This window comes from Capnocytophaga gingivalis (assembly GCF_002302415.1).
Taxonomy (GTDB): Bacteria; Bacteroidota; Bacteroidia; order Flavobacteriales; family Flavobacteriaceae; genus Capnocytophaga; species Capnocytophaga gingivalis.
In genome coordinates this window covers 2,082,293-2,096,597 of sequence record NZ_CP022386.1, presented here as the reverse complement: position 1 = coordinate 2,096,597, position 14,305 = coordinate 2,082,293, and the positions used below count along the sequence as shown (strand labels likewise).

The 14,305-nt window shown below is 43.8% G+C and carries 9 protein-coding genes; 6 read left to right on the top strand and 3 right to left on the bottom strand.

The genetic code is table 11. The annotated features are described in order from the left end of the window. Nucleotides 1–148: 148 nt before the first annotated feature. Together CGC50_RS09965 and CGC50_RS09960 are read right to left on the bottom strand one after the other, a co-directional pair. Nucleotides 149–1,498: a PorP/SprF family type IX secretion system membrane protein gene (locus tag CGC50_RS09965; protein ID WP_095910711.1), complete on the bottom strand. Its 1,350-nt coding sequence runs from the start codon at nt 1,496–1,498 to the stop codon at nt 149–151. Nucleotides 1,499–1,500: 2 nt separating this feature from the next. Continuing rightward, nucleotides 1,501–3,882, bottom strand: coding sequence for a PKD domain-containing protein (locus CGC50_RS09960; RefSeq protein ID WP_095910710.1), 2,382 nt, complete (start codon nt 3,880–3,882; stop codon nt 1,501–1,503). A gap of 344 nt (nt 3,883–4,226) precedes the next feature. On the opposite strand from CGC50_RS09960, the gene pbpC reads away from it, so the two are divergent. Beyond that, the gene (gene pbpC / locus CGC50_RS09955; protein ID WP_394363701.1) at nt 4,227–6,629 is read left to right on the top strand and encodes a penicillin-binding protein 1C; all 2,403 of its coding nucleotides are present in this window, start codon (nt 4,227–4,229) and stop codon (nt 6,627–6,629) included. 74 nt (nt 6,630–6,703) lie between these two features. Here the strand turns inward: pbpC and CGC50_RS09950 are convergent, their stop codons facing one another. Continuing rightward, a complete protein-coding gene (locus CGC50_RS09950; RefSeq protein ID WP_095910708.1) occupies nt 6,704–7,669 on the bottom strand; it encodes a KpsF/GutQ family sugar-phosphate isomerase in 966 nt (321 codons plus the stop codon). 85 nt (nt 7,670–7,754) lie between these two features. On the opposite strand from CGC50_RS09950, the gene recQ reads away from it, so the two are divergent. The 5 genes from recQ (at nt 7,755) to CGC50_RS09925 (ending at nt 14,261) form a co-directional block, all read left to right on the top strand. Further along, nucleotides 7,755–9,944 carry a DNA helicase RecQ gene (gene recQ / locus CGC50_RS09945; protein ID WP_002669772.1) on the top strand — a complete coding sequence of 730 codons (2,190 nt, stop codon included), beginning with the start codon at nt 7,755–7,757 and terminating at the stop codon, nt 9,942–9,944. Between the two features lie 39 nt (nt 9,945–9,983). Next, the gene (locus tag CGC50_RS09940; RefSeq protein ID WP_157909452.1) at nt 9,984–10,391 is read left to right on the top strand and encodes a hypothetical protein; all 408 of its coding nucleotides are present in this window, start codon (nt 9,984–9,986) and stop codon (nt 10,389–10,391) included. Between the two features lie 453 nt (nt 10,392–10,844). Continuing rightward, a complete protein-coding gene (locus CGC50_RS09935; protein ID WP_095910706.1) occupies nt 10,845–12,554 on the top strand; it encodes a glutamine--tRNA ligase/YqeY domain fusion protein in 1,710 nt (569 codons plus the stop codon). Nucleotides 12,555–12,650: 96 nt separating this feature from the next. Then, a complete protein-coding gene (locus tag CGC50_RS09930; protein ID WP_232781105.1) occupies nt 12,651–13,046 on the top strand; it encodes a CAP domain-containing protein in 396 nt (131 codons plus the stop codon). Nucleotides 13,047–13,118: 72 nt separating this feature from the next. Then, nucleotides 13,119–14,261 carry a GAG-binding domain-containing protein gene (locus CGC50_RS09925; RefSeq protein WP_157909451.1) on the top strand — a complete coding sequence of 381 codons (1,143 nt, stop codon included), beginning with the start codon at nt 13,119–13,121 and terminating at the stop codon, nt 14,259–14,261. Nucleotides 14,262–14,305 lie beyond the last annotated feature (44 nt).

The following is a 14,305-nucleotide window of genomic DNA, read 5'->3' as shown; positions in this document are numbered from 1 at the left end:
TACTTTTTATGGGCAAATATATATATTTTTTTAGAAATCAAAAGGCTATTTTTGTTAAAATAAAAACTTTATGTTTTTATTAACAACATTAAGGTTTTAGAGGTTAGTTCTTAGGTTTTAGAGGCTATCTCTAAAACCTAAAAACAGACTAACGTTCTTTTACTTCTAGTATCCATATACCATCTATGAAATCTACATTGAGCATTTGCTTGCGCATAAGATTTTGAGCTTCCTCAAGAGGCATAGCACCTTTACCGAGATATACATAGGTCATTCCATTCTGTTTGTTGACAAAAGAACCTACTTCATAGCGTTTGGCTCTCTGCTGGCGGAAATTATAGGCATTACGCGGACTGGCATATACCCCAATGATGACATAGTATCCAGCTGGCACCCCTTCTATAGGAGGGAGTACCCTCTTGATATCTACTTTTACTGGTGGTTGAGGTGGCATAGGAGGATCCACAGGTTTAGGAGGATCTACCTTTGGAGGCTCAGGAGTTACCTGTACAATAGAAGGTCTCTTGGTACTTGGTTGTCTTGGAGTCGGAGCAGGAGCTACTTTCTGTCGTTCGCCACCGAACTGTACATTGAGATACACCCCGAAGGTGCTACCCAGCTGAGGAATTTTTACCCCTATAGGATTTTCATACTCTACCCCAAGGCTCCATTGCTGGCGTAGATTGACCCCTACTCCAGCTAAGAGCCCATTGCGCTGTGTGTAGCCCACATTGAGCCATCCCAAAGCGGGGAGATCGAGCATCGCACTACCGCCAAAGTTGTAACCGTCATATTCTTTAGTCGCACGAAAAGCCGCTGACCAATAGCCGTTTTCCAAGAGGCTGTTGTTGCTCTCCAAAGCGGTACGATACATCAGGTGTGCGGTAAAAGTCTTGTCACGGAACTCGGTCATGGCCTTCCCTGCTCCGGAGGAATAGTCAATAAGGTTCTCGGCCATCCCTGCTATATAGAAGTCCCCAAAGGCAATATATCCCCCTGGTTGGACATTGATATCGAAAGAGTTACCTACATTGAGCAAGGGATCAGTAGGATCGGCTGCACGAATGCGTCCCTTGTCCAAGCCACTGAAGGAAGGCACTACACTGAGACCCAATCCTATACGCACCTGGTCGGAAAGGGTGATAAGGTGACCATAGTTGAGCACGACGCCGTAATTGGTCATCACTGTAGCATTGCGCTTGAAGACCATTGCATTCATTGAGCTGGTTTCTCTCCAGTTGCGGCCATAGGAAAGCCCCATAAGAGAGAAGTTGTCATTCTTATAGCCCGACCACTGGTTACGATAGTATAGACCTACATTGTGCTCTTGGTAGTTGACAATAAGCGGGAAAGCTGGATTGGCAACAAATGTATTGAAGCGCACAAAAGCATGGGTAGGCATCTGGTAAGGCATATAATATCCCTTCTGCTCTTGCGCCAAGGCGAAGGCAGAGATGAGAAAGCAAAGCCAAATCTTATATGAGAGTCCTATTTTCATTTTTAATGGAATATGGTTATAGTTCCGCGCTGCGTTTTACCATCTTTTTCTAATTCATAGAAGAAGTAGATAGCAGCACCTTCACGAGAAGGTATTGATTCGAAATTTGGAAAATCGTTGTTGTATTGGTTAGCTTGGTATACAATTTCACCAGTTTGTTTGTAAATAGTTACTTTAGCACCTGCCCACTGGGAGGGGAGTATCCACTTGCGGTTGAGGTCTTCTCCACGAAGGAGCAAGATATTAGGAACCTCTACCCCATCGTAGTTGAGCACATACCTTATATTGATCACCCCTTCGGTACCTCCACAAGCAGCGGCATAGGGTGTAAGGTCTATACTCTGTCCGCCTATGCTTACGTTGCCTTCCTTGAGCTTGGCCACAAACTGGTATTCGCCTGCAAGCGATCTGAAGGCAGGATCTTTCTGAGAGGTGGCAGGGATCACATATTTTTTGTCTGTTTCACCTGTTACATCTTTTTTCTCTTCCCAAGGCTGGGTGTTGTCCTTACGGTGATACCACTTATAGGTAAAGAGTTCCTGTTGGAAGTTTCCAGAGAGGGTTGGGATAAGTTCGAGAGCACGATCACTTTCGAGCTCAGTAGCCCCAGTGCTAGTAGTAATGGAGATCGCTGTAGGGACATCGACATTCATGAGCTTGATCTCATTGGAGTTGAAAGCGCCGCTAACCATCAAGTGATAGACACTCACCGTATTGGTACTGGTCACCGAGAGTTCCTTGCCGGAGCCTACTGCTACACCATCCTTTTTCCATTGGAAAGTATACTGATCATAATCCGCATTGGGAACAAGAGTCTTTTTCTGTTCAGAACCTATTACAATCACCGCCTCGAGCTTGGAGAGCTCCAAGATTGCCTGAGAGGCACCACAGGGAGCATTGCCCTGCTTGAAGCCAATGGTAGGGATATAGCGAGAAGGCTCTTTCACCTGAAGCTTGAGTACACCAGTACTCACCTTAGTACCACAAGCATCATATACCTCCGCCACGAAAGTCCCTTCTGAAGGTACTTGAAAAGAGCGGGTGGTATTCTCCTGAAGAATATTAGAAGGGTCATCCTCCTTGAACCACTTGACTGTAAGGGTCTCTGTAGAAGGAATATCCAACTCTATAACTGGACGACGATAAGGGAAAGAAAAGACCACATCGTTATTCTCATGACCGAGCCACTTGATATCACCAGGGTTCACCCCAGAGCGATCGGTAACCGTCACAGTATTGGACTTGATCACACAACCATCAGTCTCGGTAAGAGTGACATAGTAGCTACCAGTATCACTCACCGTATAAGTATTGGTAGAGGCCCCCGATATTTCTGTATTGTTTTTATACCATTTATATATACCCGTAAGAGAAGGATTAGAAAGTGCAGAAGTCAGTGTGATGGTTTGCGCGGGACACTTCACCTGAGTTTCTCCACCAGAGATAGTGAGCAAGCCAGCCGTGTTGCGCTCGGTGACCTTGATCACATTGGAAGTAAGCGGACAAGCACCCGCTGCGGTAGCTGTTACCTTATAGTCTCCCGCCTCAGTAACATTGTAAGTAGCAGTAGAAGCCCCTGTGATGGCCACTTCCCCCTTATACCACTGATAGGTAAAGGTATTGGATCCACCATTTTCTACCTCAGTCTCAAGAGTAGTGGGAACACCTGCACAGATTTCACGAGGAGAAGCCCCCTTGATCTTGAGTACCATAGAGCCTGAAGAGCCTGCTAAGGTAGCGGTAACCTGATTGGAGCGCAAGGAAGTAGAACAACGGCCAAAATCAGGATCCACAGCATATACTCCAGGAGTAGTTACTGTATAGCTACTACCAGTAGCCCCAGGGATAAGTTGGCCATCCTTATACCATTTATATACAGCGGCAGTACTTCCTCCTGTGACAGAGATAGTACGTCCACCAGCCCCAGGACAGAGCTCTACATTGTTAAAATTGTTCAACTGAGTAGGAGTAGCATCGCCTAAGTGGTGCGCCTCGAAGGGAGCACTCACCCCAATAACCTCTGGCGAGGTACTACGGATACGGATCTTATAAGCCAGACCATCAGTACCTGCGGGCAGATGGAAGAGAATTTCAAAAACCTGTACCTGGTTTCCACGCTCGGTGATCTCGCCAAGCTTTATAGGAGAACCAAAATTCCCATTGGCATCGGAGAGTTCTGCGATGAACTTATTATCAGGGTTTGCTTTCGTACCCTTCCACTTGAAGTATACCTTGACCTGACCGGAGGAATTGCGCACACAATAATAATTATTGGATTCGCTACTACCAGTCTGAATGCTATATATCTCACGTGCTGTCTGTCCATAGATCATTCCTGTTACCAAGAGCAGGAACAGACAAGCGATGTATTTCAATTTTTTCATAGTACATTTATTGATTAAAAAATTTCATAAATTGGTATGTGTTACCATAATGGAATATTGACTCTTTTCTTTACTTTTTTACAAGGCGTGGAAAAGCGATGCAAATATATAAAAAAGTTTTTATACGTTGTTTTTTTCTTAAAAGTTTCAGAGAGGTCTTAGGAAAAATTCTATAAGATCTTAGGGGTAGAATTTACCTCTAGCCTTCGTAAATACAGGGCTTTATAAAAAATAGGTTCCCAGAAAATCACTTTCCTAAAAAGTTATTAACATTTTTTAAAATTATAAACAGTGATCAATGAGTAATGGTCAATGGTTAATGAGTAATGAGTAATGAAAAAAATTTGTTTGTTATAGAAAAAACATTTACTTTTGTAATCGTGAAAGCGCTATGTCGAAAATATCTCCTTGCTGCTATAGGCTATGCCCGTCGCCACAAAATCCGTGTGGGGATCGGGATTATACTACTATTATGGTATAGTCTGTGCCTACCACGAGAACTTTTCCCTGAGGGGTATGCTACTATAGTCGAGAGCAGTGATGGCAAGCTCTTAGGAGGCAAAATCGCCCCTGATGGGCAGTGGCGCTTTCCCGAATTAGACAGTGTCCCCCACAAGCTTAAAGAGGCTATCTTAGCCTACGAGGATGCTTATTTCTACTATCATCCAGGGGTGAACCCTATCTCCACAGGCAAAGCCCTGCTTACAAACCTACGCCATGGGCGTACGCGGCGTGGAGGCAGTACCCTTACCCAACAGGTGATTCGCTTGGCTCGTAAGAACAAAAAGCGCACTTATGGCGAAAAACTCATCGAGGCCATTTGGGCAACACGTCTTGAGCTACGCTATAGCAAGGAGCACATTCTCCGTCTCTATGCCTCCCACGCACCCTTTGGTGGGAATATCATCGGAGCTGAGATGGCCGCTTGGCGCTACTTTGGGGTACCTGTATGGCAGCTCTCCTGGGCAGAAGCTTGTACCCTTGCAGTATTGCCCAATGCTCCAGGGCTTATCTACCCAGGGAAAAACCAAACCTCCCTGAAGCGTAAGAGAGATTTTCTCTTAGGCAAACTGTACAAAAATCATACCATAGATAAAACCACCTACGAGCTTGCCCTGAGCGAATCGCTGCCTGAGAAGCCCCATGAGCTACCCAATATGGCACCTCACTTGGTGGAGCGCATTGCCAAAAGCCACCGTGGAGAGCGCAAGCAAAGTACTATAGACTATCCCCTGCAAGAGAAAGTCAACCAGATCGTAGAGAAGTACTATCGCTACTACAAGCGCTTTGAAGTACATAACCTCTGTGCCATAGTTGTAGACATTCAGCGGCAAGAAGTCCTCGCCTATGTAGGAAATAGCCCCACCGATGGCGAGCACCAGAAGGATGTAAATATCATTCACCGACCTCGCAGTACCGGAAGTGTACTCAAGCCCTTCCTCTACGCGGCTATGCTCGACAGTGGGGAGCTGTTACCTGAAGAGTTCGTTGCCGATGTGCCTACCCATATAGCAGGCTATGCTCCTCAGAACTTTGAAAACACCTATGAGGGAGTAGTGCCCGCCCATGAGGCGCTGTATCGCTCGCTGAATATTCCCTTTGTACTACTCTTACGACAGTATGGCATCAGTAGGTTCTACCAACAGCTACGCAAGCATAGGCTGTACTCCATCAACCGCCATCCCGACCACTACGGGCTTTCCTTGATCTTGGGAGGCGCTGAGAGCAGCCTATGGGAACTCTCACAAGCCTATGCTCATATGGGGTTTGAACTCAACCATTACAACCAAAAGCACAGCTACCTCTCCCAGTCCTTTCAGCCATTGAGCTATCTGCCCCGAGAGCGTAACTATGGCAAGGAGCAGCAAGAGAAAACCCACCTAAGTGCAGGAGCTATCTATAAAACCTTAGAAGCTCTCACCCAGGTGAACCGCCCCTCTTTCGACTCAGCTTGGCGCTATTATGCCTCCTCAAGAAAAATCTCTTGGAAGACAGGCACCAGTTTTGGCAACCGTGATGCATGGTCTATAGGGATGAATGCCAATTACTTAGTAGGCGTATGGGTTGGCAATGCCTCTGGAGAAGGACGACCAGAGCTCACAGGAGTAGGCACTGCCTCCCCTGTGATGTTGGAGATATTCCAGTGGCTTGCGAAGAACCAATGGTTTGCCTCTCCAAAAGAAGATTTACAACAAATAGAAGTATGTGCCATAAGTGGGATGCTCGCCAGTGACATCTGCCCTAAGAAGCTGATAACTACTGCCAAAGCAAACCTATTAGGCACTCCATGTAAATATCATAAGTGGGTACACCTCAGCCCTGATCATAAGTGGCAAGTGACGGCGGATTGTCAGCCCATCTCAGCGATAGACTCCAAGAGCTGGTTTGTATTGCCCCCCTTGATGGAATGGTTCTACCGCAAGGGACACCCCACTTACCTACCCTTACCACCCCTACGAGAAGACTGTCAGGGGGGAGAGCGCCAAGCAGCCTTGGACTTTATCTACCCCAAGGATGGTACTGTTCTTCACCAAGCCAAAGGCTTCGGAGGAGAAGTACAGCCTATTGTAGCCCGTGTGGCCTATAAGCACAGTGGTAAGCTGTTTTGGTACTTGGACGAGACCTATCTGGGAGAGACCCTCCACTTCCACGACATGCAATTGCAACTCAGCCCAGGGGAACACCTTCTGCGATGTATGGATACACAAGGAAATGAGAAAACCATTTCAATAATGGTTAATGATTAATGATCAATGATTAATCCTCCCTATTGCATTATTATTTGGTATTATTCATTAATCATTATTGGCATTAATCATTCTCAAATAATTCCCTCTTGTATGAGATTGTGAAGATGGATGACCCCTATATAACGACCAGAGTGAGTGACCAATAACTGGGTGATCTTGTGATTTTGCATGAAGTCAAGAGCATCAACTGCCAGCACACTTGCCTCAATTGTTTTAGGATGAGAGGACATGATATCCTTGGCCTTGAGCCCCTTTATGTCCTCATAGCGGCTAAGCATACGACGGATGTCCCCATCGGTGATGACCCCGACAATGGTATCACCCTCAAGTACAGCAGTGACCCCGAGCATCTTTTGAGAAATCTCGACAATGACCTGTCTTATATCCGTATCAGGGGCTACTGACGGCACTTGGTTGCGTGCAATGGCCTCGCCTACAGTTAGGTAGAGGCGCTTGCCCAAGGCACCCCCTGGATGATACTTAGCAAAGTCCTCGCTCCCAAAGGATTTCATTCGCATGAGTGCTACTGAGAGCGCATCGCCCATGACCAGCTGAGCGGTGGTCGAGGTCGTCGGTGCTAAGTTGTTAGGACAAGCCTCCTTCTGGGTATAGGCATAGAGGACATAATTAGCCTGAGTGGCCAGGAAAGACTCCCTATTGGCAGTAATGGCAATCAAGGGATTTCCCTCACGCTTGAGCAGAGGCACCAACACTTTGATTTCTGGAGTGTTACCACTCTTAGAAATACAGATAATCACATCCTTGGGCTGGATCATCCCCAAGTCCCCATGGATAGCATCCGCTGCATGCATAAAAAGAGAAGGTGTACCGGTGGAATTCATTGTGGCAACAATTTTTTGTGCGATAATTGCACTCTTTCCGATGCCTGTAACCACGACCCTCCCCCCACTTTCAAGGATTGTTTGGACGGAAAGAGCGAAATCTTTGTCTAAAAAATTTGTTAATTTCCCTAAAGAATACAGCTCAGTTTCAATGGTTTCCCGAGCAAAATCGAGTATTTTATTAAAGTTTTCCAAAATAGTAATATTTAGATTTGCTACTTAAAAAAAAAGTTGTAATTTTATCCTGCAAAAGTAAGAAAAAAATACTACATATTATATTATGAGTACAACAAATGTTGAATTACAAAAAGCGTTAAAAAGCATTTTTGGCTTCAGTGCCTTCAAAGGAAAGCAAGAGGAGATTATTCGCAGTATCATGGACAATCATCACACCTTCGTTTTGATGCCCACCGGTGGCGGAAAATCCCTTTGTTACCAGCTCCCTGCCTTGCTCAAGGAAGGAACTGCTATTGTGATTTCTCCACTTATTGCCCTGATGAAGAACCAAGTAGATGTCATAAGAGGCATCTCTGGCACTGATAAAATAGCCCACGTATTGAACTCCTCCCTCACCAAAGGAGAGATCCGTAATGTAATGGAGGATATTCGTAATGGAGACACCAAGTTGCTATATGTGGCTCCAGAATCACTCACCAAGGATGAATATGCGGACTTCTTAAAAACTATCAATATCTCCTTTGTCGCGGTAGATGAAGCGCACTGTATTTCTGAATGGGGACATGATTTTCGCCCTGAATATCGAAATATAAAAACTATCATAGAACGCTTAGGAGAAGGAATTCCTATCATCGCTCTAACGGCAACGGCGACTACCAAGGTACAAGAAGACATTCTCAAGAACTTAGGAGTGCCCGAGGCCAATGTATTCAAATCCTCCTTCAATCGCCCTAACCTATACTATGAGGTACGCCCCAAGACGAAAAACATCAATAGTGATATCATTCGCTTTGTCAAACAACGTCCTGGACAATCGGGAATTATCTACTGTCTGAGCCGCAAGAGTGTAGAGGAACTTGCCCAAACCCTACAGGTGAATGGGATCACTGCTATTCCCTACCATGCAGGCTTGGATGCCAAGACACGTGCCAAGCACCAAGATATGTTCCTGATGGAAGAAGTAGACGTAGTGGTAGCTACCATCGCTTTTGGAATGGGAATTGATAAGCCCGATGTTCGCTTTGTCATCCACTACGACATTCCTAAGAGTATCGAAAGCTACTACCAAGAAACTGGGCGTGCTGGGCGTGATGGTGGAGAAGGGTATTGCCTTGCTTTCTACTGCTATAAGGATATAGAGAAATTGGAGAAATTCATGGTAGGTAAGCCTATTGCTGAGCAAGAGGTAGGACAAGCCCTCTTGCAGGACATGGTAGCCTATGCAGAGACCTCCAGCTCTCGTAGGAAGTTCATCCTACACTATTTCGGAGAAGAGTTCGACGAGATCAATGGGGAAGGTGCCAATATGGATGACAATATGCGCTATCCTAAGACCAAGAAAGAGGCTAAAGAACAAGTTACTATGCTTTTGGACGTTATTGACAAAACCCGCCAAAGACTCAAAGCCAAAGACTTGGTCAATGTACTTACCGGCAAATATTCAGCTATTATCAAGTCCAACCGTTTTGACGAACAGGATTTCTTCGGCTGTGGTAGTGACTTAGATGGACATTTCTGGATGTCACTCATTCGCCAAGTAATGGTCAATGATTACATACGCAAGGATATAGAGACCTATGGGGTGATGTTCCTTACCGACAAGGGGCGCGCCTTCCTCAAGGAACCTCATTCGTTCATGATGACGGAGGATCACAACTTCGACGAAGATCCTGACGAACCAGCTAAGAATACCGTTTCAGCCTTGGATGATACACTACTGAAGTACCTGAAGGACTTGCGCAAAAAGGTAGCTAAGGAATTTGGTGTACCTCCTTTTGTAGTGTTCCAAGACACCTCTCTGGAGGATATGTGTATGAAATATCCTATCAATATCACAGAACTCACCAATGTATTTGGTGTAGGAGAAGGGAAGGCTAAAAAATACGGAAAAGAGTTTGTCTCTCTCATAGCCAAATATGTAGAAGAGAATGATATCATCCGCCCAGAAGATCTAATTGTAAAAACCACAGGAGCTAATTCTGCACTAAAACTCTTTATCATCCAAAATGTAGACAAGAAGCTCCCTCTTCCTGATATTGCTAAAGCAAAGGGACTGTCCATGGATGAGTTCCTCAAGGAAATGGAACAAATCGTATACAGTGGTACCAAGCTGAATATCAACTACTGGATAGATGAAATTCTTGATGAAGAGCAACAAGAAGAGCTCCATGATTACTTCTTGGATGCCGAGACAGATAAAATATCTGTAGCTTCCAAAGAATTTGGTGGGGATTACGAAGATGACGAGCTACGTCTGTATCGTATTAAGTTTATCAGTGAAGTAGGAAACTAAATAATGATTAATGACCAATTGGTTAATGATTAATAGTTAATGAAATATTTGCTTTTACTATTCTTTCCTTTTCTCATGAAGGGGCAGGTGACGGGGGTGCGTACAGCTTATACCTTTACTAATGGAGTGTATCACTATGGATTTGTAGGCGCCTCCCAAAACTCTGAACCTTTCTATGGGGGCTTTTCCTATTACGGGGGCACACACATCGGTAGCCATAAGGGTACGGTACAGTTTGTCCCCGAAATAGGAGCGGAGTTCTATATGATGCTCTTCGGAATGGGACTTTCTATCAATACCCATGCCATCACTCCCCGTGCAGGAGTTTCTTTGGTCAACAAATACCAAATACAAGCAGGCTATTCCCTACCCCTGAGGAATGAGGCTACTTTCCATGGTTTTACCCTCTCAATTGTCATCAATGCTTTTGAACATTTCCCTTGGTAAACAAAGAGAGAAACTATTCTCATTGCTCAGACCTATAAGGAGCAATATCCTAAATTCAGAAATACCATTCCCAATAGAACGGAACTCCAACTACATCTCAATGTAACAGGAGAAAAGGCTTGGATTGTTGAGGGATGCACACGAAACCCTCACTTAAGGCATACTCCTTAGAAGAAAAAACTGATTTCTTTGAAAAATTAGATTTCTTTTTTATCACAAAAAAACCGAATGAATTTCTTAGGACAATTTAAATTGACAGATGAGAGCTCATAAAAAGAACTCTTTTTATATTAAAAAGTTTGTTTTGAGACTATTTCTACTTTCTCTCTCATTGACAAATTAATTTTTTTTAACTATCTTTGCACTCTTGAAAAGAAGCCCCTCTTTACAAGGGAGTGCTTTACTCAAAATCAAACCTTATATCTAAGACCTAAAAACCTTAAAAAAACTAACATGGCAGAAGAAATCAAAGAAAGATCCAACAATTTTATAGAAAATATCATAGAGGAAGACCTTGCAGGAGGTTTTTCTGCAAATAACTTACGTTTTCGTTTTCCCCCAGAACCTAATGGCTACTTACACTTAGGGCATGCCAGTTCTATTTGCCTTAACTTTGGGTTGGGCTTGCGCTACAACGCTCCTGTGAATCTGCGTTTTGATGACACCAATCCCAGCAAAGAGGAACAAGAATACGTGGATGCCATCCGTCGTGATGTAGCATGGTTAGGTTATAAGTGGGACAAAGAGTGCTATGCTTCTGACTATTTCCAAGAGCTGTATGACTGGGCTGTAATGCTTATAAAAAAGGGGAAAGCCTATGTGGACAAACAGACTTCTGAAGAGATTGCAGCTCAGAAAGGGACTCCTACCACTGCTGGTACAGAGAGCCCTTATCGCAACACCTCTCCAGAAGAGAACCTTGCTCTCTTTGAGCGTATGAAGAATGGCGAGTTTGCCAATGGTACCTATGTACTGCGTGCTAAGATAGACATGGCCTCTCCTAATATGCTTATGCGTGACCCTATCATCTACCGCATTATGAATGCCTCCCACCATCGTACAGGCGATAAGTGGCATATCTACCCTATGTACGACTGGGCACATGGTGAGAGTGACTACTTAGAACAGATATCACACTCTCTATGTACCTTAGAGTTTTTGCCTCATAGAGAATTATATGACTGGTTTTTGGATCAGGTAATCCCCGCCTCTGCCCTTGCCGATGGAAAGGAAGTAGTGCGCCCTAAGCAACGAGAATTTGCCCGACGTAACCTTAGCCATACCATTGTAAGCAAGCGCAAACTGCTGCAACTGGTTACTGAAAAATATGTAGCGGGTTGGGACGACCCTCGTATGCCTACCATTTCAGGATTGCGCCGCCGTGGTTATACTCCAGAAGCCATACGTAAGTTTGCCGATACCATCGGTATTGCTAAGCGAGAAAACCTGATAGATGTCTCTTTGTTAGAATTTTGTGTACGTGAAGACCTTAACAAGAAGGCCAATCGTGTGATGGGAGTATTAGACCCTGTAAAAGTCATCATTACCAACTATCCAGAAGGGAAAGAAGAGTGGCTTGAAGCTGAGAACAATCCAGAGGTAAGCCCTATGACTTATCGTAAGGTACCTTTCTCTCGTGAATTATATATAGAACGTGAGGACTTCCGCGAAGAAGCTGACAAGAAATATTTCCGCCTAAAATTAGGAGGAGAAGTTCGTCTAAAGAATGCCTATATCATTAAGGCTGAAAGTGTAGTGAAGGATAGTGAAGGTAATATCTTGGAAATACATTGCACTTATGATCCTGACAGCCGTAGTGGTAGTGGTAGCCAAGCAAGCACTCGCAAGGTAAAGGGCACCCTCCACTGGGTATCTGTACCTCATGCACTTACTGTAGAGGCACGCCTATATGACCGCCTTTTCACAGTAGCAGAACCCGATCGTCAAGAGGATAGTTTTCTTAATTACATCAACCCTGATTCGCTAAAGGTAATTACCGCATATGTAGAGCCCAGCCTACAAACAGCCAAAGCAGGTGATATTGTACAATTCCAGCGCTTAGGCTACTTCTGTGTAGATCCTGATAGCACCCCTGACAAGCTTGTTTTTAATAAAACAGTAGGTCTGAAGGATACTTGGGAGAAAGTCAAAAGCGAGGAGTAAGAATCACTATTTTCAACTATTTTTTAGAAATTGGCTTACAGATTTTTTTACTTCCTATTATTCTCTTGTATTATCGCAAGTGCACAAGATACTCCTTTGAACAAAGAACTACTTTTGGAGCTGGTCAATGCTCAAAGGAATCAAGGCTGCTTGTGTGGAGATACCTTTTACCCAGCAGTACCTCCCTTGAAATGGAGTGATAAGCTCACTACAATAGCTCAAAAGCACAGTGAAGAGATGTCTGTGCGCAAACAGCTTACCCACTATAGTAAGAATGGAGCTGATCCTGGGAAACGCCTGAGCAAGGCTGGCTACCATTGGCGTGCCTATGCTGAGAATATCGCTATGGGTAGTTTTGAGGAACGTACTGTTATCGAAGGATGGCTCATGAGTCCCAAACATTGTGCCAACATCATGAACCCTCACATAAAAGAAATGGGAATAGCTCGTAAGGGCAGGTATTGGACGCAAGTCTTTGGGAGTGAGGAGTAAAAAATGAAGAATGAAATATTATAAATAGAATAAAATAATTATAACATGAAATATTTTTTTAAAATTTCTTTTATGGCATTAGCCATTGGTCTTTTGGCCATAGGATGTAGTAAAAAAGGAGATGATGAAGTAACCCCTAATCCTAAAAATCCTTCTAATCCTTCTAATCCTACCAATCCTTCTAACCCCACTAATCCTCCTGTAGCTTCCCCATTGAAGTTTACCCCTGAAAATCCCTCTGTAGAAATGGAGAAAACAACTACAGTTAGCATAGTAGGGACTTGGAACACTACCGACAAGGTAAAAATAGACAATGAGGAAGTTGCTGCTCTACAGGGTGCAGTTCAGGACAACAAACTTACCCTCTTAGGTAAAAAAGTGGGAACGACCAAAGTACATATCCTCTCTGCTGACAACAAAGAAAGAGGAAGCTTTGAGCTTACTGTAAGCCCTAAACTTTTGCTCTCTTTCACCCCTGAAAAAGCGGTTGTAAAAGAAGGAGAAACCACTACAATTACTTTCAGTGGCGTATGGAATGCTACCGATAGAGTACAAATTGTCAATGGGGAAATAGCTCAACTACAAGGCAATGTAACTGATAACAAAATTACCCTTTTAGCCAAAAAAGCAGGGACTACCAAGGTAGAGATTTTCACTCAGGACAACCGCAGTCGAGGCAGTTTTGAAGTATCTGTGTATATCTTGGCCAGCACCCTCAAGCTACCTCATAAGAATCCGCTACCTCACTATAGGACAGATATTACCGATCGAGAAGAATACAAGCGCCTGATAGAAGAAAGACTTGTGGCTTATGAAAAGCTAATGGTCAAATTAGAGAATTTAGAAAAATACCCTCTTGATATATATCGTTATAATGACCAAAACAATTTATATCTCGAAGGAATAAGAATCTCCAGAGCTGCAAAACAATACTATAAAGAGAATAAAGATACTGCCAGCATCAAAGACCTAAAGAATACTTATGAGAATCTACACCAATATGGAGTTTGCTATGCAGAAGTAGAGATTATGGTTCGTATAGCTGAGCAATATCGCAAGAAATATCCTACCCATACCGAGATAGAGAATCTTATTAAGGAAAATTTCAATGGAGAATATGGCAACATAGATGGCCCTAATCTTACTGATTATCTCAATAGAAATATGGTTACTACCTACAACAAAATTATTGATATTGTAAACACCTTACAATAAATTAAAAAGAAGAGTGAAAAGTGAGAAATCATTTTTCACTCTTC

What these genes read in the sequence shown, in the direction of transcription:
- recQ (WP_002669772.1), top strand. Translation starts at nt 7,755, where the DNA reads ATGAGTACAACAAATGTTGAATTACAAAAAGCGTTAAAAAGCATTTTT.
- CGC50_RS09965 (WP_095910711.1), bottom strand. Translation starts at nt 1,498, where the DNA reads ATGAAAATAGGACTCTCATATAAGATTTGGCTTTGCTTTCTCATCTCT.
- CGC50_RS09935 (WP_095910706.1), top strand. Translation starts at nt 10,845, where the DNA reads ATGGCAGAAGAAATCAAAGAAAGATCCAACAATTTTATAGAAAATATC.
- CGC50_RS09925 (WP_157909451.1), top strand. Translation starts at nt 13,119, where the DNA reads ATGGCATTAGCCATTGGTCTTTTGGCCATAGGATGTAGTAAAAAAGGA.
- CGC50_RS09960 (WP_095910710.1), bottom strand. Translation starts at nt 3,882, where the DNA reads ATGAAAAAATTGAAATACATCGCTTGTCTGTTCCTGCTCTTGGTAACA.
- CGC50_RS09940 (WP_157909452.1), top strand. Translation starts at nt 9,984, where the DNA reads ATGAAATATTTGCTTTTACTATTCTTTCCTTTTCTCATGAAGGGGCAG.